A 19952-nucleotide genomic window follows, 5' to 3' on the forward strand; every position below is an offset into this window, starting at 1 on the left:
CCTATGCCTGCTCCTGCGCCCATTGCGGCAACAGCCACCGCGCCCAGGCCCCTGCCCCATCCAGAGCCTCCGGAATGACGTCATTCGCTTCGGAAAGGGCGCTCAACTTCGCGGCCATTTTCGCGGGCGGCGAGGCCCACATCGCACCGGGCGCGACCGGCTTCGGTACGCTGACATGCATTTTCTCCGCGACGGATGCGGTCGCGATTTCATCGGCCAGCACGTCAGCCCCTTCCTCGGCCCCGAGAGAGACCTGAACCGCCCGGCGCTCCGGGCCAGTCGCGTCTTTGCCTTTGCGTCTCTCGGCGAGACTTCGGAGAACGTCCTGCGCCAGAGACGGACGCCGCGCGATTTTTATCGCTGCCGCCGAGAACTGCCGGGCTTTCAGGTTGGCCACGAGCGCTTCGAACTCAGCCATCCTCTGCAACCCGCGATGGCGCGCGGCCAGCTGCGCGGCGACGGCTGGGTCCAGCCCCTCCGACAACCGCTGCTGAGCGCGGACCATTGCGTCGATGGCGGCAGGCGAAAGCCGATGTGAAATCGAGGCGTTATGTCGACGGTACAGATACATCGGGTCGGGCAAAGCATAGAATTTCGCCCCCTTCAGCAAGAGACGCAGGACGAAATCGAAATCCTCACCGATCCGAAGATCGGGGTCGTAGCGCAGATCGCCAAGGATCGCGCGACGGATCATCGGCTTCAGATACCCAAGCGGCGGGAGCTCCGTTGCCGGCGCGGCGGCTTCGACCCACAGCTTCGCCTTAATTTCGAGCGGCGCCACCAGCGACATCGGTTCAAGCAGAGTACGCCCCCCCGAGCCCGGCACGGTCCCGAAGAACACCATGTCATCCGCGATAACATCCGCGCCCAGCGCGTCCGCTCCTTCCAGCATCCGCTCCAGCCGCTCTGGATGCATGAGGTCGTCACTGTCGAGAATGGCGACCCACTCGCCTTTGGCCCGTTCGAGCGCGCGATTGCGCGCGGTGGCCGGTCCCGACGACTTCTCTGCCGTCAGCACCTCGATGCGCGGATCCTGCCGCGCGAAATCCTGTGCTATCGCCACGCTGTCATCATCCGATCCGTCATCGGAGACGATCAGCCGCCAGTCCGATACCGTTTGGCGGCGTAGCGATGCGATTGCAGCCGCGAGATAGGACGCGCCGCACCAGTTCGCCATGATAACCGTGATGCGCTCGGCCAAGACAGTCTCCACCAGTGATGAAGACACGCTAGCCCATGCAGGCTGCCGAGTCGGCGGCACGGGCGCCTGACAAGAAAGCTGCCGAAGTCAGGTCTGTATCACGCTGCATTTGCGAGCCATAGAAGGCGAAACGCCAAAAAATCCATCGCTTTAAGACAGCTACGCCGGAGGCCTCCTGCATCTGCCACCAAAGCCCAAGCGATTCGACTGCGGAGCGCGGTACAAAGGCTGCATGTCGATCTTACGCATCCTTTCTTGTCTCGTCGCTCTCGCCATTTTGGCACCGAGCCTCGCCCGCGCGGAGAAACCTCTGGGCGGTGCCTTCTTCGACAGTTTCGACAGCTTCAACAAGAAGCGATGGTATATCTCCGATGGCTGGACCAACGGCGACCACCAGAGCTGCACCTGGGCACGGCGTGCCCTCAAGCTCGAGAAAAGCAAACTGGTCATGTTCTTCCTACCCGAAGCGGGACCGGACAAGACCAACCTGTGCGCCGAAATTCAGACCCGCGCGAGATACAGCTACGGCACTTACGAGGTGCGGCTGAACACGCCGAAGAATTCGGGGCTCAACGCTTCGTTCTTCACCTATATCGGGCCGGTCCACGGCATGCCCCATGACGAGATCGACATCGAAATTCTCACCAAGGATCCCTCGAAAGTCTCGCTCAATCGATACCTCTCGGGCAAACCGATGGGCGGCGGGGAATTCCCCCTGCCGAAACCGACGACCGAAGGGTTCCAGGCGCTTGCCTTCCGCTGGGAGCCGGGCGCGATCACATGGTATGCCGACGGCAAGGAAATCCTGAAGGTCACTTCAGGCGTACCCAGCGCGGCTCAGAAGATCTATCTGTCCTTCTGGAGCACGCAGACGCTGAGCGAATGGATGGGGCGCTATAAGAAGCCCCCCGGCCCCTTGCGCTACACGATCGACTGGGTCGGTTACACGCCGCTCGGCGAGACATGCCAATTCCCTGAATCGATGTTGTGCAAGGAACCATGACGGCCCAAACTGCACATGGCGGCTATCCGTATCGAAATGAGATCGTGATCAGCCCGACGGCGCTCTTCGCGACATTGGCGCTGTTCATCCTGCACATCACGCCGAAGATTGGGACGCTGGGCGCGCTTGGCTTTCTGATCGTCGGGTGTTTCCTGATCCTTCGGCAACCGTGGCGTTCGCGCGATGAGATCGTCGATATGTGGTGGCTTCTCGCTCTGCCCGGCTGGACCTTGCTTTCGGTGCTCTGGTCGGATGCGCCAGCTCTCAGCCTTCGATACGGCATCCTTCTGACATTCACCTTCATGGTCGCCATCCTGATTGCGCGGCGCCTGTCCCCGCTCAACTACTACAAGGCCGTTTTCTACTCGTTTGCCGCGGTCAACATCATCAGTGCGGTGCTGGGGCGCGAGCGCGCGGATGGGCTGGGCTTCCTCGGGATATTCCACAGCAAGAACGCAATGGCGAGCACCGCCTCGATGCTGCTCATCTCGGCGGCGCCACTGTTTTTCGACCGCAGCCTGCCGCGATGGCTGCGCTACTCGGGCGTGGCGATGACCCTGCTGGCCGCGCTGCTTCTCGTGAAAGCGCAATCCGTCGGCGCGATCCTTGCGAGCGTGGGAGCTTTGGCCGTCGCCGTGGGGATCGTGCTTCTCTCGCGAACCTCGGCATGGAAGCGGTTCTTCCTGCTCGTCATGATGTCGATGCTACTGCTTCTGGTAGTTCTGCTCATCATGGCGAATTTCAGCCATGTCGAGTCGTGGTTCTTCCATTCGACGGGCAAGGACGTAACGCTCACCGGGCGCACCGACCTCTGGGCGATCGCGATAAGACAGATTGCCGAACGTCCGGTTCTTGGCACAGGTTTCCAGGCGTTCTGGATACCGGGCCAGCCCGTTGCCGAAGAAATCTGGGCGCAGTTCGGGATCGCATCGAAATCCGGGTTCCACTTCCACAACACCCTGCTCACGAACGCCGTGGAGCTCGGCCTGCCCTTCGCGCTGCTGCAGACCGGCATCGTCTTCTGGGCCGGCTATGTCGTGATTGTCTGGGCGATCCGCGATGTGCGCGCCGAAACGATCTTTTTCGCGGCCTTCATGATCCGCCAGTTCGTCCTGTCGCTGGTCGAAGTGACATATTTCTTCCAGTTCGATCCGATCACGGTGATCACAGTCGGCGCGATGGTTTACGCGATCCGATTGCGACGCGGCGAATAAAGCGGGGCGAATAGGCAGGACGCGCCTCAGCCGTTGCTTCCGGTTGCCTGCTTTTGCGGAGCTTCCGTCGTGGCCGCTGTCTCGTTGGGGTCACGCGAAAGCGTCACCTCCACGAGGTCACCCGGCGAAAGCCGCGTGTCGAAATCGGCAACGGTCTTCGCAGCCCCCCCGCCTGCAGGCGTGACGACGACCTGCAATTGCGGGCCGCCCTCTTCGCCTGCCAAGCCTGCGCCGATAGCGCTCGGCACGGCCAGCCGCATCAACCCACGTTGAAGGTCGAGGCGCTCACGCACATCGGAAAGTTCGGATTCCGCTTTCTGCTTATCGTTCAGCAGCTGTGTGATGCGCCCGGCGCCCAGATCGAGACGATCATTTTCGGCGCGGGCCAGTGCTTGACGAGACCGCAAAATCGCAGTGTCGACATCGAGGATCTGACTTTGGATTGCGGCAAGCTTCTGTTCGGCTTCGATTGCCCGGTTACTGGGGCTCAGGCCGCGATCAACGAGCTGCGCAACCTTGTCGCGCTGCTCTGCAATCAACTCCCGTTGGTGGTCCAAGCCTTTGGATTTTTGCTGCAACTTGTCGATCTCTTGAGTCAGGAGGGTCACCTGCCCGTCCACGAGTTCGCTTTTGCGCTTCGCCGAGTCGAGCCGCAATTTCAGAAGCGACTGCTCTTGTGCAACGCGCAACTCTCCATCCTGCCCGAGTGAGGCAGCCGTCGGAAAATTCGCATCACTGGTGCCAGCCTGTTCCGCGTCAAGACGCGCGATGCGCAGACGCAAATCGCCCTCTTGCCGCGCCAGCTGGGCCTCCTGTGCCGCGATCGAAAGATATTGGGACATCGTCCCATCGCCGGAGACGCCGGTCAGCCCGCCCGCGAGTGCGAGGGCGTGACGTACAGTCATCCCGGAGGTGAAGTCCACCGGCCCCGGCTTTCTCGCGAGCCCGCCGACGATCACCGGCGCACGCTGGGTGATGCTCAGCTGAACATCGAGCTGTTCCGTCAGCGCCAACGTATCCTTCAGCCGCGCCGAGATTTCCTCGGCGACATCCTCGGCCTCGCGACCCTTCGTCTCGACCTTCCCGATAAACCCGATATCCAAGGCACCGTCGGACGAGATTTCATATGGCCCCTTCAGCGCGGCCCATTGCGCCATTTCACCGGCGACGCTGCGCCACTCAACGATATTGAGCGAGACAACATCACCGGCTTCAAGCTTTTCGGCATGGGCCGGAAAGGCAGTCAGCGCAGTCACGGCCAACGGAAAGAGGAAACGCCGTAACGGGACACGGGACATTGGCACAGCTACCTCGCCCCGCTCGCAAACAGGACCGCCGGGATCGTGAGAACCAGAACCTTGATGTCCAGCAGCACGTTCCACGACATCACGTAGTGACGATCGAGAAGCACCCGCGTCGCGTAGCCAGTGTCGCTACGTCCGCTGATCTGCCAGAGGCCCGTCACACCGGGACGCACGCGCAGATAGTGACGGCCAGAGCGGCCATATTTGCGCATCTCCTCGTCAACGACGGGACGCGGCCCGACGAGGCTCATCTCGCCGACAAGCACATTGATCAGCTGCGGAAGTTCATCGAGGCTGAGCTTGCGCAGGACAGCCCCCAAAGGCGTGACCCTCGGGTCGTCATGCAGCTTTCTCTCTTCTTCCCAGATAGTGCGCTCTTCGGGGAAACGCCGGAAATGCTCTTCCAAGATTCGGTCGCCATCGACGACCATCGTCCGGAATTTCCAGCACCGAAACTTCTTACCGCCCCGACCGACGCGGACGTGTCCGAAAAGCACGGGCCCCGAACTCGTCATACAGACAAGTGCGGCAACCCCGAGCAAAAGCGGAACAAGCAGCGGCAGGAAAACGAGCACAAGCAGCAGATCGAGCCCACGCTTGGCAATATCTCCTGCAGGACGCTCAACGAGCGGTTCAGCAGAAGCAGCACTATGGACTGTAGTCGGAGCAAAGAAGTGCCCCTTACGCGTTTCAAAGGTCATGTTTTCACCCCCCAGTGAAAGAGCGACAGTTTGAAATCCCTCGATTAACGATTTGGTAACCTTGCGAAACGAACAAGACGAAATGATCCTTTCGCACCTGCAGCATAAATTTCGCATCACCGATCCGCGAAATTGCGCCATTCTGGAGGCGGTCCGCACGAAAAACGGGCGCTAGGAATCCAATTTGAGGATTATGGGCGGCAGAATCACCTTTAATCCCAGGTGCGAAGCTTGTTCGCTTTCCCAGAATTCCGCCAAATCGCGGAATTACCCCCAATTCGAAGAAATTCCTGCGACTTATTTTGGCGATGGCCAGAAAATTGGCCAATTGTGTGGCAGGCGTACGGTTTCATTAAGAGTGCTCTCCCCGTTCAGCGCTTTGCACCTCACAGCGCGGGCCGTTCCTCAGTAAGCCATTGGTATAAAGATGCCGCGACCGGCCCTTTCAAAGGAGGCCGCAGACGCAGCGGCGGCTGCCGACCGCAGTCTGACGCAACGGTGAGAAGACGGAGGATGATGTGACGACGCCCCGAATTCGCCTCCATCTCGGAGCCCACAAGACAGCGACAACCTATCTCCAGGCGCGCCTCGAATTGAACGCGAAGCTTCTTGCCTCGCAAGGTGTCGCTTTCTGGCCGATCAATAATGTGCGGCCCCTTTTCCATCAGGCATGGGCGGAAAGCGAAGGCACGAGCAGGTCGGAAAAGCTCAAGGCACTCTCGGGCCGTCCAACGCGCCTCGACAAGCTTGGGTCGAAGATCTCGAGCCTGTTCGACACCTCGGACGAACTGCTTGTTTCCGAAGAGAACCTTTTGGGCGAAACGGGTGAATTCCTCGACGGGGCGTTTTATCCGACGGCGATATCGCGGCTTCAGCTTCTCGCGACATTCCTGCCGGATCGCCCCTTGGATATCTGGCTCTGCATCCGGTCCTATCCCGACTTTCTGGCGTCGATCTATGGCGAAGCGATCCGCTTCTCTCCCGTTCCAAGCCCCGAGCAATTCGCATCCGCCTTTTCTTCACCGCAGGGGGCGTGGCTGCAGATCATCGACGACATCCGCGATGCCTTGCCGCACGCGAATGTCTTCATCTGGCGCTACGAGGATTTCCGCGACCTCGAGCCCCGCATCCTCGAAGGGTTGAGTGACGTCGAGGCTGAGGCGTTTGAGCCGCTGCAGAACCCTACTGTGCGGGGAAGCGCTTCCGACAGTGCAATCCGCGCCATGGCCGAGACCGCTGAACCGCTCTCAGCGACGGAATGGCGGTTTCGAATGGCGGCTCTGGAGCATGAGTATCCGGTGCAAAGCGCACGGGACCGGTTCTCCCCATGGCCCGAAGACCAATTCCGAAAAATGCAGCAAGACTACGTTTCGGACATCTCCGCGATTGAAGCGCGCGCGGATATCACGTTCATCCATTGATCGCCGGGCGACCACCTCGATCATAGTTTGCTGCGAAAGGACGCCCAGAACAGATGACCGACACACGGACACGCCTGCTGAAGGGAGCCGTCTGGATCGCGCTCGGAAGCATGATCGCGAACGGAATCGGGTTCCTGAACACGATCATCATGGCCCGGCTTCTCGTGCCCGAGGATTTCGGGCTTGTGGCAATCTGCGCTGCGGTGATGGCCATTCTTCTGTCGCTCGCGGAAATGCCCCTGTCGGAGACGCTGGTGCGCCATGACGCCCCGACCGAAGAGCATTTCAACACTGTCTTTTCGATGTCCTTCGCGCGTGGCCTCATCGTCGGGGGCGCGGTGGCCGCGCTGTCCTACCCGGTCGCGTTGCTCTATGGCGATATGCGACTGCAGAACATCCTGCTCGTGATGGCGGGGTCCTTCGTCTTCGCCGGTCTCGCGAATCCAAAACTCGCCTTGTTCGAGCGAGAACTGGTTTTCCATCAAGTCGTCCTCATGAAGGTCGGCGAGAAACTCTTCGGCACGATCGTCGCAATTACGCTTGCACTCGTGTTTCGATCCTATTGGGCCTTGGTGCTGGGCGCCGTGGCCTCGGACGTCGCCCGGATCGTTCTCTCCTATGTCTTCTATCCCTTCCGGCCCCGCCTGACCTTCAGCAAGTATCGCGAGATCCTCTCTTTCTCGATCTGGATCACCCTGGGCACTTGGATTCAGGCGATGAACTGGCGCGCCAATCCGCTGCTTTTCGGGGCCGTGCTGCCAACCAACATTCTGGGGCAGTACAGTTTCGGCAACCGGATCACGAATGTGGTCATCGCGCAGCTGAACCAACCCCTGCAAAGGACATTCTTCCCGGCCTTTTCCCGGGTGAAGAACGATCGGCAAAAACTGGTATCCGCCTATAAACGTGTGCAGGGCGTTGCCTGCCTCTGGATTTTCCCCTTCGGCTTCGGCCTCGCGGTGATCGCCCATGACCTTGTCGCGTTGGTCTTGGGAGAGAAGTGGATGCCCGCCGTCCCCGTCATTCAGATACAGGCGATCATCCTAGCCTTGCAGGCGACGGTGGCGATCCAGCCGATCGCCATGGCAACGGGAGACACCCGGCATCTCTTTTTCCGCGACCTGCGCGCATTCTTCATTCGATGGCCACTGATCCTGCTCGGGATGTATCTCGGCAGCGCGAGCTACTGCGGCATGCTCATCGGCGCCCTGATTGGCGGCGCGGTGGCGGTCGTCATCAACATTATCTGGAACATGACCCTGGTCACGCAGATCGCAGGCATCAGGCTGCGCGAGCAGCTGCAACTCGCCCTGACCCCGGCGATCGCGGTGGCCTTCATGGCCCTCGTGGTCTGGTCGACCGGAAACCTTTGGCCGCAGCACACAAGCGTCGCGCTGGAGGCGGTGCGCCTGGTGGGCCTGATCACGATAGGCGGTATGGCCTATGTTGCTGCGGTCGCCGCGCTCTGGCATTTCAACGGGCGCAAAGCGGGGCCGGAACTCGAAATGGCTCAGTTGTTGAAGGCGCTATTTACGAAAGCATCGAAGTTTCGCCGGACTTCTTGATCGCGCGCTCCGCGAAACGCTTCGAAAGCGCGCGTTTCAGGCGGAGGAATTTCCCGCGGTCATCGTGTGACTTCTGCAGGTGAACGAGCCAATTCTGCGACACCGAAGCCAGAAGCGCTTCATCGACCTCTTCCCCAAGCCACTCGAGCAAGGGGCGGAACCCGTCCGGTTTGCCCTTGTAGTCGGCATAGTCGATCAAGAAGGCCCGCTCTCCGAGCGCCTTTGCCGACGCCTCGAAACGGCGGTCCGCATCCTCGATCAGATCGCGGATCCGTTTCATGTTCGACTCGTAGCGCCACCAGCCGGACTCTGCGACCTCGCGCCAATCGCGCGTGTTGAAGATGATACGCGCGCCGGGAAAATATTGCGTCAGGAACGCGATGGAGCTTTCATACTCTGCCAGCGAAGTCTCATGGGCAGTGAACCGGATCTCCTTGAAGCCGGTGACGCGTGTGTCCGGGTCCGGGCGTAGAATCTCTTCAACGAACGCACCCGCCAGCTTTTGGCCCCAGCTGTCGACCTTCGGATCGTTAATCCCGAACCAGGGCGCGTCCGGATTATGGGACTTTGCATGCGGGTGCTCCTGCGCCTCGGCAAGCACGGAGACGCTCATGCCGAGATGGTTGGCAATCCCGTTATTCTCGCCGCGAATGCAATATCCCTCCAACCTGTTGAGCAAGTTGAGCAGGACCGTTGAACCGGACCGACCGTAAGTGACGACAAAAAGATACTGCATTCTCTGGGCTACCTTTGAACTGTATCGAGCACTCCCCACTCGAACCTAAGCGAGCCCTGCGCCCTCTTCACCGCGTGACGGTTCTCGCGCCTCCGATCCGACCCCGAGTTGCAATTTATTTGGGCAGATGCGGGCGCGACGGATAAGAAACCGGCGCATCTCATATGCGAGCCGGCCACCGAGAGCTCTTGCGCGCGGGCTGTCTTGCTCGGCTGGGGCAGCCCTCCTACCGTTTTTCGAAGCGATACTCAGGAACGGGGACCTGCCCGTGCCTGCCTTAAGGAAAGCGTTTTCAGATTGTGGCAAGAAACGATGGCCTCACAGTCCCGACCTTTAGCCGAGCAGCTTCCATGCGACGACGCGTCCCCGCGATATGCGGCGCTGATCAGGGCCTATGAATGCCCGCCGCTGCTTGCAGAGGTGATCGCGAAACTCCGCGAGCAGAGCTTCCCGCCAGAGGACATCATCATCGTGGATTCCTCGCATGAGGAACAGGTTCGCGACCAGTTCGCGGCCCTGGGCGCGATCGTCGTTCCCTACGACGACACCGAGTTCAACTATTCCAAGGCGATCAACGTCGGCGTCGAGGCGAACACACTTCCCTATACGCTCATCTTCAGCAGTCATGTTGTCTTCGACGATCCGAAGTTCGTGGAAAACGGCTGGCGGGAGATGAAAGCGCGCGATCTCGAGATCGTCTACTGGGCGCCTGCGCATTCCGAATGCCCGGATCCGAGCAAGCTCGAACCCGTTTCGATCACCCCTCGGCTCTTTAACGGGCGCAATGGGATTTCGAATAGCGCAGCGTTGGCACCCACGGCTTTGATGCGCGAACGCCCTTTCCGCGAAGAGGTCTTCTCAGCCGAGGATCAGGAATGGACGCGTTACTATCTGAAGCGCTTCAAGCGGCCCGTGCTCCGGATCGAGAGCGAGAAGTTCCGCTACCTCAACCCCAATCACGGAGAGACCGTCTGGAGTCAGGCGAAACTTCTCAATGAAGAACTCGCGATTGGGCATTTCGTGAATCGAAGACTGGTGATGCCCGACCGGATCGCAGCACGTTTTCTGCGCGGTGTGCTTGCAACCATCCGCCGCCGCCCCGATCGTGCCCGGATGCATTTCGCGATCGCCAAAGCTCTGCTGGCAGCGAATTTCAAGCCTCCCAAGAGACAGTCCCGATATTTCTAACAGGCGAACTGATCGCAAAGGACTCCGAATGATGTACGACGTCCGCGAGCCGCATGCCGCGTATGACCCGAACGTGATCGACATCGTTTGCGTGACCGATTCCAACTATGCGCCGCATTTCGTGTCGCTGCTGAAATCCATCGAGGCGGGCAAAGGCGCGGAGAAGATCCGCGTTCACGCGATACTCGATTCCGTAGATGAGGCACGGTTCTCGAAGATCGCAGAGACTGCGACGGGTCTCGAAATCCATCCCTATCACGTGGCAGATCATAAGGCGCTGAAGCTTCCGCCGATCCTGCATATCAGTCGCGCGACCTACCTGCGCCTCATCATGGCAGAGCTTCTGCCACAAGACATCTCACGCGTGATCTATCTGGATATCGACATGGTTGTGACCGGAAGTCTCGCCGAGCTTTGGAGCACCGATCTGAAAGGTATGGCCTGCGGCGCCGTGCAAGACGCGTTCGTGGACCCGACGAACTTCGCGCGGCAACATGAGCTGCCGAGCGCAGGCACTTATTTCAACGCCGGTGTCCTTCTGATCGATCTCGAAGCAATCCGGGCCACGGACGCATTGTCCCACGCCCTCGACATGCTTCTGGCGGCGCCCGAGAAATACGAGTTCGCGGATCAGGACGCATTGAATAAGATATTCTGGGAAAATTGGTCACCGCTGGACGCGAAGTGGAATTTCCAGCGCCTCTTTCTCTGGGAAGGGTGCGACTACACCTCTTCGGTCCCTCTGGCTCAGGCTTTGCCGCGCATCATCCATTTCACGGAGTCGCCGAAACCCTGGCAAGCAGCCGAATGGCACCCCTATGCGTGGCTCTACTGGAAATATCTCCGCCGCACGCCCTTTCTCGAAGAGGTCATGCAGCGCGAGAAAGTCAGTTGGCTCAGGCTTCTGAAGTTCTGGCTGAAGTTTCACCTGAAGAAACCGCGCTCCTGAGCGAATGGAATGCCGGCGCCGGAAGGCAAGCAAAGGCGGTGACGAGCTACACTCTCAACTCATCCCGCAGCCCCGAGCCTAGGACGCTGGCGCATGTTTCTAAGGATAGCTCTCTGGAGTGTCGCGGTATGACGCTCAAAAAGCCAATGAACACACCACGCGAGCAAGAAGGAGGACAGGATATACACCCCGAACAGGACCATCCCGTTCCCCAAAGCGTCGAACCTCGCGACATGACGCATCGAACTGAGCAAGGCCATCAGAGGGAAATGAACAAGATACAGAGAGTAAGAGATTTTGGAGAGGAACTCTGCCAGTCGCGCGCCGTGGTCGAAAACCGGATTTGAGAGCGCGATCACAGCGAAAAACGCCGCGACAGCCGTGATGTAGAGTGAGCCGATTGAGTAATCATTGACGAACTTGAGAGCGGACATGACGACGAAAAGCGCGAAGACCATCACGAGCGCGTAGATCGCTTTCGTTGCAACAAGGCGTCCGAGAAGCCCGTCGCGTGCTTTCCACGCAAAGTATCCAAACAACCAAGTCGGAAAGAGTACTGCCAAGTCGAGCCCGATGAACCACATCGTCAGAACGAAGAGCGCGGCAAAAAAGAGCTGATAACGACCTGGTTTCAATGCAAAAAAGCCGAGCGGAAAAGCGACGTAATACCAAAATTCGTAGGCGATGCTCCAAAGCGGTCCATTACTCCCGTAAACGGGAACGATGATATTGTGCAGGAAGAAAGCATTGCCCAGAAAAACGAGGACGCCGTTGGCCACCGGCTCGTTCGGGGCGCTCGCGAACTCGGCCCCAAACTCACCTCGATAGTAAGCCGGGTCAAATTGAGATGCTCCAAGCCAGTCGAACACTGCTGTCATGACGAGTACCGGGAGCAAGACGATACCCAAACGGACGACCCTGTGAACCGCGTACTCTTTCCACGACCATCGACCTTCGTGATAGGCCCGATCCACGGAGCCAGCGACCAGATAGCCTGAGAGCACGAAGAAAATGATTACGGAATAGGTGCCGAGACCGGTGAGCAAATAAAAGACTTTGGCGACGACCGTCGGGTCGTTCGCAAGCTCGGAAAAGTCGACGAAAAGGAAAGCTCTCGCGTGGCCGATCATCACCAATATCGCGGCGATTGCGCGAAGCCAGTCGAGACCTACAATCTTCTGTGCCATTGCGCGCCCTCGTAGCTCGAACGGGGCAGGGCGATTTCGATGCGAAGAAAACTTGGGTGCCGCGCTCCCTCAACTCAGGGAGCGCGCATACCATTTGCAAGGCAAGTATTGCTCATCGCGGCCATCCAAGACCAAGGAGCCACACACTTTAAATGAAGCATTGTTGGTCTGCATGCGAAGAAATTACGCAAGCGAAGAACACGCAGATTTGAAAGGGCCACCGATCCGCCCTGCACGTGGAGCAAGATCGCCCTTCGCATGCTTCGCGACGTTAACGGTGCCCTCAGTTATTGCAGGGCGCGCAGAGAGGTCAGGACCTCGTAATTGGGGCAATCCGATGGAATGGCCTGCGGGCCTTCGCCCTTCTCCGCCAAAACAGCGAGGCAGAACTCGGTGCGTCCACAGGTGCGGCAGGTGGTGATCATCTCGGCGAAATCGGCTTGCGTGAGGAAGCCGTTATGCATCGCTTCGGAGATATTCACGCCAAGACGCCGCGCCATACCGCGCGTCACCCAGAAGTTCAGATCGATTTCGCTTTGCATTCCCATCATTCCACTCCTTGGGGTTCGGCGCCGATGGTGGCGCGGAGCCGCGACATCATCAGGCGGTTTTCGCAATAGGCGGGAGGTGCCTTCGCAGGGTTGCTTTGCGGGTCATGCTCGGCCAGCCAGAGCAGGCAGGCCCCGGCCTCGCGGCACTTGGTGCAGCGGATCAGCGCGTCTCTCCAGCCCTCGCCACTGAGTCGTCCGCTGGCCATTTCCATGCTGAGATCGCCGCCCATCTGCTGGGCCATCCGGTTCATCATCGCAGCGTGGCGATTGAGATGTTTGGCTGCGGTCATGGCGGCCTCCCTTGAACAGTCATCCCGGTGATGGGGGGACTCTGCCGTAGGGTCGGCAATTTCGATATGATTCAGATCAAGCGTTGCGATCCGAGGTATCGCCGTCGATTTCATGTCCGACATTGCAATCCAGATCGGGCGCGAAGCGCGCGGCCAACGCCTGCGCTTGCTCTGCGACCACGGCGCGGTCGCGCCTCAAGGTCATCGCGGATTGCGAATGAGCTGCGGCGCGCAGCGCCTGATGCGCGGCGGGACGGCCGAAGTGATCGGGATGCATTTCGGCCACGGCTTCCAGCACTTCCTGCTGGCGCAGTGCGACCTCCAGATGCCCCGCCCCATCGCGCCCGATCGCGGCGAAAGCGTCCTCGGTATATTGCTCGGGCGTCACCGCGCGCACATAGACGCGGTCGAAGACGCATTCGGGGCTGTTCGGCGGATGCCATTCGGCCAGCACCCTCGCCAGACGCCCCAGAATGTCGATCCCGGTACCGGGGTCGTTGATCGCAGGCGAAAGCGCGCGAGAGGCGATCTCGGCCAGCGCGATCAGGCCGAATTGGGGGTCCTGATCATAGTCGCGGGCATGGTCGATGGTGAAGGCGTCGCGCGCGGCCTCTTCGATCTCCTCGCGGGTCTCGGTATCGCCCGGCAGCGCATCGCATTGGACCAAATGAGACGCCCCATGGACGAATTCGCCGGGCCGCGCGCAAAGCCAGATCCGGCAGTCATGCGCCTCGGCGACCTTTTGCAGCGCGCCCATATCGACATGCTGCACATGGCCGGTCCGCGTCGAGGTGATCCCGAAGACCCCCACGGGCGGCTCCTCCCATTCCTTGCCGCCGAGCCACGGCCGCTCGCAGCGTGCCTTCAGCGCCGTGCTCGCCGCAGTCTCGACCCGGCTGATCACATCGCCGAGCCGGCCGAATTCGCTCAGATGCTGCACCCAGCGCAACAGCGAGATCACCACCATCGCCACCACGCCAAGCGTCACCACCAGAAGGATGAACCGCCCCGAGTCGTCATAGACATTCGTCTCGAGCGCGATGATCCCTACCAGAGAGAAGACGAAGGAGCCGATGAAGCTCGCCAGCACGTTCTGCGTGACGCGGTCGGTCTGCATCAGCTTGATCGCGCGCGGCGTCGCCCCTGTCTGGGCCGAACTGAACGCGGTAATCATGATCTGCAGCGAAAAGGTGGTGACGGTCAGCATCGCGGTCGCGATGATCTTCAGGATCGGCTCCACCGAGCCTGCCCCCATCTTGTAGCCGAGATCCGGCGGCACGAGATAGCCGAAGCCCGCCGATCCCAGCGCGGTCAGGACCCCCAGCACGCCGAAGGCCGTCACCCGCACCCAGATCTCGCGCAGGATGACCTTCAGCCGCCAGCGCAGTCGCGAAAAGATTGCCATTGGTTCTGTGTTCCCGTCCCCAGTTCCCGCGTCCCGGACCCGCCTTTGCCGGGGGCCTCTATGTCAAATCTCAAGTGCGCAGGCCCTGAACGGGTTCCCTCAGCTGCCCGCCGGGATCTTGCCCGCACGCAATTGGGCGACGGTGTCGCGCACCACGTCGAAGCGCAGTTGATTGGGTGGATGGGTGCCCAGCGTCTTGTCGCCCGGATCGGGCAGGCGCAGGAAGAACTGTGCGCCTTTGAGCGGATCGTAGCCCGCATCCCATGTGATGATCGTGCCGAGCCGGTCGGCCTCCAGCTCGTAATCCTTGGAGTAGAGCCGCGAGCCGATCTCGGCCCCGATCCTGCGCGCACGCTGTACGGTCAGGGGATCGGCGCCCTGTGCCTGCACCGCACGGCCCAGATAGGCTGCTCCCACCGCCGCGTCGCGTTCGCGCGCCGCGATATGGCCCGCGATGTGATGGGCGGCCTCGTGGCCGATCACGAAGGCCAGTTCGTCGGCATTGCGCACCTCGGCGATCATCGCGAGCGTCACCCCGATCACCGGACGGCCCGAGCGGTCAGTCGTCTGAAACGCATTCGCATCCAGATCGAGCCGGTCATCGACGACGAAGAGGTAATCGCAGTTGAGCTTGCGCGTGCGCTTGCGGCATTCCTGCTCGATCTGCGGCTCCATCCGGTCGCCCACAGCGACCAGCCGCGACACGGCCACTTCGGCGCGCTGCCTGTCTTCGGGCGAGATTTCGGTCTGCGGCATAGGCGTCATCGTCGGCACGCAGCCCGAAAGCAGCGTCACGGCGAGCGACAGGATCACGAGGAGAAAGCGGAAGGAAGGCATCGACGGGAAGCGCCCCTGAAAGAGGATTTCGCCCAGCTTAACCACTTGGCCCGCGGCAGCATAGCCTCCTGCACGTGATCGCCTGCAAGCGCCGGCGTGATTTCGCTTTTTCGGATCGAAAAGCCGCGCTAGCATGAGGGCATGTTTACCATCGAACACGAATTCGACGCGACCGTGATCACCCTTGTCGACGAGGGGACGGATCCGCTTGATTATCTGCAGGAAGACATCACGATCAGTTCCTTCGAGGATTGCGTCGTGGTCGAACAGCTCGACGAGCAGACCGAGCAGGTGCAGACGGTCACCTTCAGCCATGCCCAGCTGCGCGAACTCGCGGCGGCGCTCAACCTGCCCGAAGGCGTCTATCGCCTGAAGCAGACCGGCAGCGCCTCCAGCGAGGACGGCTGATCCCCCTGCCCGCGCCGCGATGCACGCTCAATCGAGGCGGAACACCTTGTCGCGCGCGGTCTCGCCGCGGATCATCGTCAGCCGCGATTTCGCGACGCCCAGCGCCTTTGCCAGCAATTTGACGACCGCCGCATTGGCCTTGCCGTTCTCCGGCACGACCGTGACATAGGCCCGAAGCCCTTCATCCCCCACGCGTATCTCGTTGCGCGACGCTTTCGGCGTCACGCGCAGCGCGATTTCGCTGCCAGGAATGGCAAGGTGGCTGAGATCCGTCATCGCCGCGCAGCATAGACCCTGCTCAATGGCGCACAAGCCAGTTGCCCATGCTGCGGTTGCAATCGCGCGCCGAGCGCCCGATATCTGGCGCAACAGACGGAGAATTTCATGACTGAACTGCCCGAAGTGAACCCGGCCGAACGCAATGACGCGGCGATGGCTTTCCTTCTGACCCGCCGGTCGCGCCCGGCCAAGACGCTCAAGGCCCCTGCCCCCGACGCGGCCGCGCTGCGCGAGATCCTGACCGCCGCCGCGCGCACCCCCGATCACGGGAAGCTGGAGCCGTGGCGCTTCATCACCATCACCCGCGAGGCCGCGCAGCGTCTGGGCAGCGAGGCCGAGACCCGCGCCAAGGCGCAGGGCCTGCCCGAAGAAAAGATCGCAAAGGCTGGCAAGCAATTCCATGACAGCCAGCTTTGCGTGGCGGTGGTGTTCTCGCCCAAGGACAGCGAGAAGGTGCCGCAGGTCGAGCAGCTCTATTCGGCGGGCGCGGTCTGCCTGTCGCTTCTGAACGCGGCTCTCGCCGCGGGCTGGGGCGCGAACTGGCTCACCGGCTGGGCCGCGCATGACGAGGCCTTCGGGCGCGAGATGCTGGGCCTCAAGGAGGGCGAAAGCGTCGCGGGCTTCATCCATCTGGGCACCGAAGGCGTGCAGCCTCCCGAACGCCCCCGCCCCGACCTCGACGCGATCACGACCCGGATTTCGGAATGATCATCTCGAGCTATGTGAAAGCCTGGGCCGATCTGCTGCGGCCCGGTGCGATGAAAGTCGTGGGCTTCGGCGTGGCCCTCTCGCTGGGCCTTCTGGTCGCGATCTATGTGGCGATGGTGATGCTGATCGGCTGGCTGGTGCCGGACAGCTTCTCGCTGCCCTTCATCGGCGAGGTCGGCCATATCGATACCGCACTATCGATCGTCTCGGCGGGCGTGATCCTGTTCGCCTCGATCTTCCTGATGGTGCCCGTGGCCTCCGCCTTCACCGGCTTCTTCCTCGAAGACGTGGCCGAGATGGTGGAGGACGTGCATTATCCGACCCTGCCGCCGGTGCGCAAACTGACCTTCGCCGAAGGGATGCGCGACACGGTGCGGTTTTTCGGGGTGATCCTCGCGGCCAACATCATCGCGCTGATGATCTATCCTTTCGTGATCCCGCTGGCGCCGTTTCTGTTCTTCGGGCTGAACGGCTACCTTCTGGGGCGTGAATATTTCCAGATGGCCGCCTTCCGGCGGATGGAGCGTGAAGCGGCGCTCGAGCTTTACGAGCGCAACAAGGTCACGATCTGGGCCGCGGGCGCGCTGATGGCGGTGCCGCTGTCCATCCCGCTGGTGAACCTCTTCGTGCCGGTTCTGGGCGCTGCGGGCTTCACCCACCTGTTCCACGCGATCACCGGTCGGCGCGGGTGACGGGGCGGCGCCAACGCGCCGCTCACATCTCTTCCTTGATACCCTTGCGGATCAGCAGCCAGTTCACCGGATAGGCGGTCACGAAACCGGCCATCATCGCGATCTGCATGGCGAACCAGAATTCCGGGTCGGCGGCGTTGATCTCGACGCCCCAGAGCCCTTTGAACACGGCGAAATGGAAGATCGCCATCATCCCGTACATGCCGACCTGCCAAGAGGTGAGCGAAGCGACATCGGCCTTTGCCGCCTCCTTGAGCCCTTCCCCGAGGCCGAGCCCGCGCATCGGGGCGATCGAGAAATACTGGAACACGATCCCGATCACGAGGGCGAAGACATAATCGAGCCCCCAGAGCGCGAAGATCTTGTGATCCCAGAAATCCGGCCAGCCGAACGGGATCAGGAGCGCCGGGATTGCCAGCGCGAGGCTCTCGGCCGAGATGTCGCCCAGGGTGCAGCCTGCCCCGCAATGGAGCGTCCCCTTCGCAACCGAAATCGGGAACGGCGCATCGCCGTGGCCGGAGTGCCGACTGTGGAACCAGATGATCAGCGGTCCGGCGAACAGCCCGCAAATCGGCCAGACCCACGCCATGATCGCCATGTGCGGCGGGTTCCGACGCATCTCGACCACGAGATAAAGGAACGAAATAACGCCGACGGCGAGCGATATCCAGCTTAGGGCAGTGAACCAGAAGGGGGTCATCGGGAGGCTCCTTTCAGCTTCCCAACCCACGCTTGTCCGCGATGGTTCCCTACACGTTTAGCGGCGCAGCTGGCCGAAGAAGTCGATATCTTCCAACGTGATGATCCCTGACAGCAGCACTGCCGCGATGATCGCCCAGAGCACGATGGTGGCAATAGTGGTGATCTTCACCTTCGCGCCCAGATGCGCCTCATGCGGCGCCCCTGCGGGAGTACCCGGCACGACCTCGTCCACATCGCCTTGCGTCTTCAACCGCACCGGCAAGACCATGAAAAAGATCATGAACCAGATCACCGCGAAGAGGATGATGCCGCCTGTGAGGCTCATCAGACCTGCTCCAGTTCGACGAGGCAGCCATTGAAGTCTTTCGGGTGCAGGAACAGCACAGGCTTGCCATGCGCGCCGATCTTCGGCTCGCCATTGCCCAGAACCCGCGCGCCATCGGCCTTCAGCTTGTCGCGTGCCTCGATGATGTCCTCCACCTCGAAGCACATGTGATGGATGCCGCCTGCGGGGTTCTTTTCCAGAAAACCGTTGATTGGGCTGTCCTCGCCCAGCGGGTACAGAAGTTCGATCTTGGTGTTGGACAGTTCGATGAAGACGACCGTGACGCCGTGATCGGGCTCGTCCTGCGGCGCGCCGACATTGGCACCCAGCGTGTCGCGATACTTGGCCGAGGCCGCCTCGAGGTCGGGCACGGCAATGGCGACATGGTTCAGGCGTCCGATCATTTGGGTCTCCTCCGGTAACGCGGGCGTTAAAAGGGGTAGCCGGGCGCGCGGCTTCGCGCAAGCCTTGCGGGGACAGTTGTGAACCCGGTTCGGATTAACCCAGTGTTAGGCAATCTGCGCCCTACTGATCGGACAAGCCGAATCCGATCGCAGCCGAAGGGGCCACGACATGAGCGACACGATCCCGACCCTGACCCGCATACCGACACCCGAACGCCCGCTGACCGGGCTGACGGTGCTTCTGGTGGAAGACAGCCGCTTCGCCTCGGAAGCTGTGCGGCTGCTGTGCCTGCGCTCGGGCGCACGAATCCGGCGCGCTGATTGCCTCGCCTCGGCGGATCGGCATCTCAAGACCTACCGGCCCTCGATCGTGATCGTGGATATGGGCTTGCCCGATGGCTCGGGAAGCGACCTGATCGCTGAAATTCGTGGGATGCGCGGGCCGCACCCGGTGATCCTTGGGACCTCCGGCGACCCCGACCTGAAAAGCGCGGCCCTTGCGGCGGGTGCGGACGGGTTTCTGGAAAAGCCGATCGAAAGCCTCGCCGTATTTCAGGAAGCGATCCTGTCGACCCTGCCCGAAGAGATGCGACCGCTCGGCCTGCGCGCGCTTGCCGATCTTGTGATCGCGCCGGACCCGCTCGCGTTGCGCGACGACCTGCAGCACCTCTCGGAACTGCTGCGCGACACCAAGGGGGTCGACACGCGCGCCCTGCCCTATGCCGCGCATTTCCTTCATAGCATCGCGTGCTCGGCTCATGATGCGGCGCTGGACGATGCGGCGCAGCGCCTGAGACGGTCCGGCGGCCCCTCGCGCGAGGATATGACCCGGGTCACGCAGATCCTGGACGCGCGGATCGCGGCCTCCGGGGCGTTCTGACG

At 61.2% G+C, this 19952-nt stretch carries 23 protein-coding genes; 10 read left to right on the plus strand and 13 right to left on the minus strand.

The window, feature by feature from the left end; all coding sequences use genetic code 11:
- Position 1: 1 nt before the first annotated feature.
- Entirely contained in the window at positions 2 to 1201 is a 1200-nt protein-coding gene (locus BMI87_RS07160; protein ID WP_078520463.1) for a glycosyltransferase family 2 protein, read from the minus strand.
- Positions 1202 to 1433: 232 nt separating this feature from the next.
- Between BMI87_RS07160 and BMI87_RS07165 the strand changes: the two genes are divergently transcribed.
- Together BMI87_RS07165 and BMI87_RS07170 are read left to right on the plus strand one after the other, a co-directional pair.
- Positions 1434 to 2204, plus strand: a complete 771-nt coding sequence (locus tag BMI87_RS07165; protein WP_078520464.1) for a family 16 glycosylhydrolase — start codon at positions 1434 to 1436, stop codon at positions 2202 to 2204.
- Positions 2201 to 3418 carry an O-antigen ligase gene (locus BMI87_RS07170; RefSeq protein ID WP_078520465.1) on the plus strand — a complete coding sequence of 406 codons (1218 nt, stop codon included), beginning with the start codon at positions 2201 to 2203 and terminating at the stop codon, positions 3416 to 3418. The genes BMI87_RS07165 and BMI87_RS07170 overlap by 4 nt, the downstream gene beginning before the upstream one ends.
- Before the next feature lie 26 nt (positions 3419 to 3444).
- Here the strand turns inward: BMI87_RS07170 and BMI87_RS07175 are convergent, their stop codons facing one another.
- Positions 3445 to 4800, minus strand: coding sequence for a polysaccharide biosynthesis/export family protein (locus BMI87_RS07175; RefSeq protein ID WP_146681530.1), 1356 nt, complete (start codon positions 4798 to 4800; stop codon positions 3445 to 3447).
- Positions 4725 to 5423, minus strand: coding sequence for a sugar transferase (locus BMI87_RS07180; protein WP_078520467.1), 699 nt, complete (start codon positions 5421 to 5423; stop codon positions 4725 to 4727). Before BMI87_RS07180 ends, BMI87_RS07175 begins: the two co-directional genes overlap by 76 nt.
- Positions 5424 to 6070: 647 nt before the next feature.
- Here BMI87_RS07180 and BMI87_RS07185 point away from each other — a divergent pair.
- Positions 6071 to 6844, plus strand: coding sequence for a hypothetical protein (locus BMI87_RS07185; protein WP_146681531.1), 774 nt, complete (start codon positions 6071 to 6073; stop codon positions 6842 to 6844).
- Positions 6845 to 6897: 53 nt separating this feature from the next.
- Positions 6898 to 8409: a lipopolysaccharide biosynthesis protein gene (locus BMI87_RS07190; RefSeq protein WP_078520469.1), complete on the plus strand. Its 1512-nt coding sequence runs from the start codon at positions 6898 to 6900 to the stop codon at positions 8407 to 8409.
- Here BMI87_RS07190 and BMI87_RS07195 read toward each other — a convergent pair.
- Complete coding sequence (locus BMI87_RS07195; protein WP_078520470.1) at positions 8375 to 9145, minus strand: sulfotransferase; 771 nt, start codon at positions 9143 to 9145, stop codon at positions 8375 to 8377. The genes BMI87_RS07190 and BMI87_RS07195 overlap by 35 nt on opposite strands.
- A gap of 108 nt (positions 9146 to 9253) precedes the next feature.
- Between BMI87_RS07195 and BMI87_RS07200 the strand changes: the two genes are divergently transcribed.
- Positions 9254 to 10333: a glycosyltransferase family A protein gene (locus BMI87_RS07200; RefSeq protein ID WP_146681532.1), complete on the plus strand. Its 1080-nt coding sequence runs from the start codon at positions 9254 to 9256 to the stop codon at positions 10331 to 10333.
- A gap of 28 nt (positions 10334 to 10361) precedes the next feature.
- Positions 10362 to 11282: a glycosyltransferase family 8 protein gene (locus BMI87_RS07205; protein ID WP_078520472.1), complete on the plus strand. Its 921-nt coding sequence runs from the start codon at positions 10362 to 10364 to the stop codon at positions 11280 to 11282.
- A gap of 59 nt (positions 11283 to 11341) precedes the next feature.
- On the opposite strand, the gene BMI87_RS07210 is transcribed toward BMI87_RS07205, so the two are convergent.
- The 5 genes from BMI87_RS07210 to BMI87_RS07230 all read right to left on the minus strand — a co-directional run bounded on the left by BMI87_RS07210 (position 11342) and on the right by BMI87_RS07230 (position 15597).
- On the minus strand, positions 11342 to 12469 hold the full coding sequence (locus BMI87_RS07210; protein ID WP_078520473.1) for an acyltransferase: 1128 nt from the start codon (positions 12467 to 12469) through the stop codon (positions 11342 to 11344).
- Positions 12470 to 12756: 287 nt separating this feature from the next.
- Complete coding sequence (locus tag BMI87_RS07215) at positions 12757 to 13017, minus strand: DUF6455 family protein (protein ID WP_078520474.1); 261 nt, start codon at positions 13015 to 13017, stop codon at positions 12757 to 12759.
- Positions 13017 to 13310, minus strand: coding sequence for a DUF6455 family protein (locus BMI87_RS07220; RefSeq protein ID WP_078520475.1), 294 nt, complete (start codon positions 13308 to 13310; stop codon positions 13017 to 13019). Before BMI87_RS07220 ends, BMI87_RS07215 begins: the two co-directional genes overlap by 1 nt.
- Before the next feature lie 76 nt (positions 13311 to 13386).
- Complete coding sequence (locus BMI87_RS07225; protein WP_078520476.1) at positions 13387 to 14715, minus strand: DUF2254 domain-containing protein; 1329 nt, start codon at positions 14713 to 14715, stop codon at positions 13387 to 13389.
- Between the two features lie 99 nt (positions 14716 to 14814).
- Positions 14815 to 15597 (minus strand): M48 family metallopeptidase, encoded by a 783-nt coding sequence (locus BMI87_RS07230; protein ID WP_246832661.1) that lies wholly within the window; start codon positions 15595 to 15597, stop codon positions 14815 to 14817.
- 96 nt (positions 15598 to 15693) lie between these two features.
- On the opposite strand from BMI87_RS07230, the gene BMI87_RS07235 reads away from it, so the two are divergent.
- On the plus strand, positions 15694 to 15960 hold the full coding sequence (locus BMI87_RS07235; RefSeq protein WP_078520477.1) for a hypothetical protein: 267 nt from the start codon (positions 15694 to 15696) through the stop codon (positions 15958 to 15960).
- 27 nt (positions 15961 to 15987) lie between these two features.
- On the opposite strand, the gene BMI87_RS07240 is transcribed toward BMI87_RS07235, so the two are convergent.
- Complete coding sequence (locus tag BMI87_RS07240) at positions 15988 to 16236, minus strand: DUF167 domain-containing protein (RefSeq protein ID WP_078520478.1); 249 nt, start codon at positions 16234 to 16236, stop codon at positions 15988 to 15990.
- Between the two features lie 108 nt (positions 16237 to 16344).
- Here BMI87_RS07240 and BMI87_RS07245 point away from each other — a divergent pair, with 108 nt between their 5' ends.
- Together BMI87_RS07245 and BMI87_RS07250 are read left to right on the plus strand one after the other, a co-directional pair.
- A complete protein-coding gene (locus BMI87_RS07245) occupies positions 16345 to 16947 on the plus strand; it encodes a nitroreductase (protein ID WP_078520479.1) in 603 nt (200 codons plus the stop codon).
- A complete protein-coding gene (locus BMI87_RS07250) occupies positions 16944 to 17639 on the plus strand; it encodes an EI24 domain-containing protein (protein ID WP_078520480.1) in 696 nt (231 codons plus the stop codon). Before BMI87_RS07245 ends, BMI87_RS07250 begins: the two co-directional genes overlap by 4 nt.
- A gap of 22 nt (positions 17640 to 17661) precedes the next feature.
- Here BMI87_RS07250 and BMI87_RS07255 read toward each other — a convergent pair whose 3' ends face one another.
- The 3 genes from BMI87_RS07255 to mce are packed head-to-tail and all read right to left on the minus strand — an operon-like array spanning position 17662 to position 19070.
- Positions 17662 to 18339, minus strand: coding sequence for a DUF4396 domain-containing protein (locus BMI87_RS07255; protein ID WP_078520481.1), 678 nt, complete (start codon positions 18337 to 18339; stop codon positions 17662 to 17664).
- A 57-nt stretch (positions 18340 to 18396) separates the two neighbouring features.
- Entirely contained in the window at positions 18397 to 18666 is a 270-nt protein-coding gene (locus BMI87_RS07260) for a DUF1467 family protein (RefSeq protein ID WP_078520482.1), read from the minus strand.
- Positions 18666 to 19070 (minus strand): methylmalonyl-CoA epimerase, encoded by a 405-nt coding sequence (mce, locus tag BMI87_RS07265; RefSeq protein WP_078520483.1) that lies wholly within the window; start codon positions 19068 to 19070, stop codon positions 18666 to 18668. The genes BMI87_RS07260 and mce overlap by 1 nt, the downstream gene beginning before the upstream one ends.
- A 169-nt stretch (positions 19071 to 19239) precedes the next feature.
- Between mce and BMI87_RS07270 the strand changes: the two genes are divergently transcribed.
- Complete coding sequence (locus BMI87_RS07270) at positions 19240 to 19950, plus strand: response regulator (RefSeq protein WP_078520484.1); 711 nt, start codon at positions 19240 to 19242, stop codon at positions 19948 to 19950.
- Positions 19951 to 19952 lie beyond the last annotated feature (2 nt).

It is taken from the genome of Thioclava sp. F28-4 (assembly GCF_002020045.1).
Lineage (GTDB): Bacteria > Pseudomonadota > Alphaproteobacteria > Rhodobacterales > Rhodobacteraceae > Thioclava > Thioclava sediminum.

Bases quoted from the DNA above. Each gene is read 5' to 3' on its own strand.
- BMI87_RS07225 (WP_078520476.1), bottom strand. From the start codon at position 14,715: ATGGCAATCTTTTCGCGACTGCGCTGGCGGCTGAAGGTCATCCTGCGC.
- BMI87_RS07205 (WP_078520472.1), top strand. From the start codon at position 10,362: ATGATGTACGACGTCCGCGAGCCGCATGCCGCGTATGACCCGAACGTG.
- BMI87_RS07240 (WP_078520478.1), bottom strand. From the start codon at position 16,236: ATGACGGATCTCAGCCACCTTGCCATTCCTGGCAGCGAAATCGCGCTG.
- mce (WP_078520483.1), bottom strand. From the start codon at position 19,070: ATGATCGGACGCCTGAACCATGTCGCCATTGCCGTGCCCGACCTCGAG.
- BMI87_RS07245 (WP_078520479.1), top strand. From the start codon at position 16,345: ATGACTGAACTGCCCGAAGTGAACCCGGCCGAACGCAATGACGCGGCG.
- BMI87_RS07250 (WP_078520480.1), top strand. From the start codon at position 16,944: ATGATCATCTCGAGCTATGTGAAAGCCTGGGCCGATCTGCTGCGGCCC.
- BMI87_RS07220 (WP_078520475.1), bottom strand. From the start codon at position 13,310: ATGACCGCAGCCAAACATCTCAATCGCCACGCTGCGATGATGAACCGG.
- BMI87_RS07195 (WP_078520470.1), bottom strand. From the start codon at position 9,145: ATGCAGTATCTTTTTGTCGTCACTTACGGTCGGTCCGGTTCAACGGTC.
- BMI87_RS07215 (WP_078520474.1), bottom strand. From the start codon at position 13,017: ATGGGAATGCAAAGCGAAATCGATCTGAACTTCTGGGTGACGCGCGGT.
- BMI87_RS07260 (WP_078520482.1), bottom strand. From the start codon at position 18,666: ATGAGCCTCACAGGCGGCATCATCCTCTTCGCGGTGATCTGGTTCATG.
- BMI87_RS07165 (WP_078520464.1), top strand. From the start codon at position 1,434: ATGTCGATCTTACGCATCCTTTCTTGTCTCGTCGCTCTCGCCATTTTG.
- BMI87_RS07170 (WP_078520465.1), top strand. From the start codon at position 2,201: ATGACGGCCCAAACTGCACATGGCGGCTATCCGTATCGAAATGAGATC.
- BMI87_RS07190 (WP_078520469.1), top strand. From the start codon at position 6,898: ATGACCGACACACGGACACGCCTGCTGAAGGGAGCCGTCTGGATCGCG.
- BMI87_RS07270 (WP_078520484.1), top strand. From the start codon at position 19,240: ATGAGCGACACGATCCCGACCCTGACCCGCATACCGACACCCGAACGC.
- BMI87_RS07180 (WP_078520467.1), bottom strand. From the start codon at position 5,423: ATGACCTTTGAAACGCGTAAGGGGCACTTCTTTGCTCCGACTACAGTC.
- BMI87_RS07210 (WP_078520473.1), bottom strand. From the start codon at position 12,469: ATGGCACAGAAGATTGTAGGTCTCGACTGGCTTCGCGCAATCGCCGCG.
- BMI87_RS07255 (WP_078520481.1), bottom strand. From the start codon at position 18,339: ATGACCCCCTTCTGGTTCACTGCCCTAAGCTGGATATCGCTCGCCGTC.
- BMI87_RS07235 (WP_078520477.1), top strand. From the start codon at position 15,694: ATGTTTACCATCGAACACGAATTCGACGCGACCGTGATCACCCTTGTC.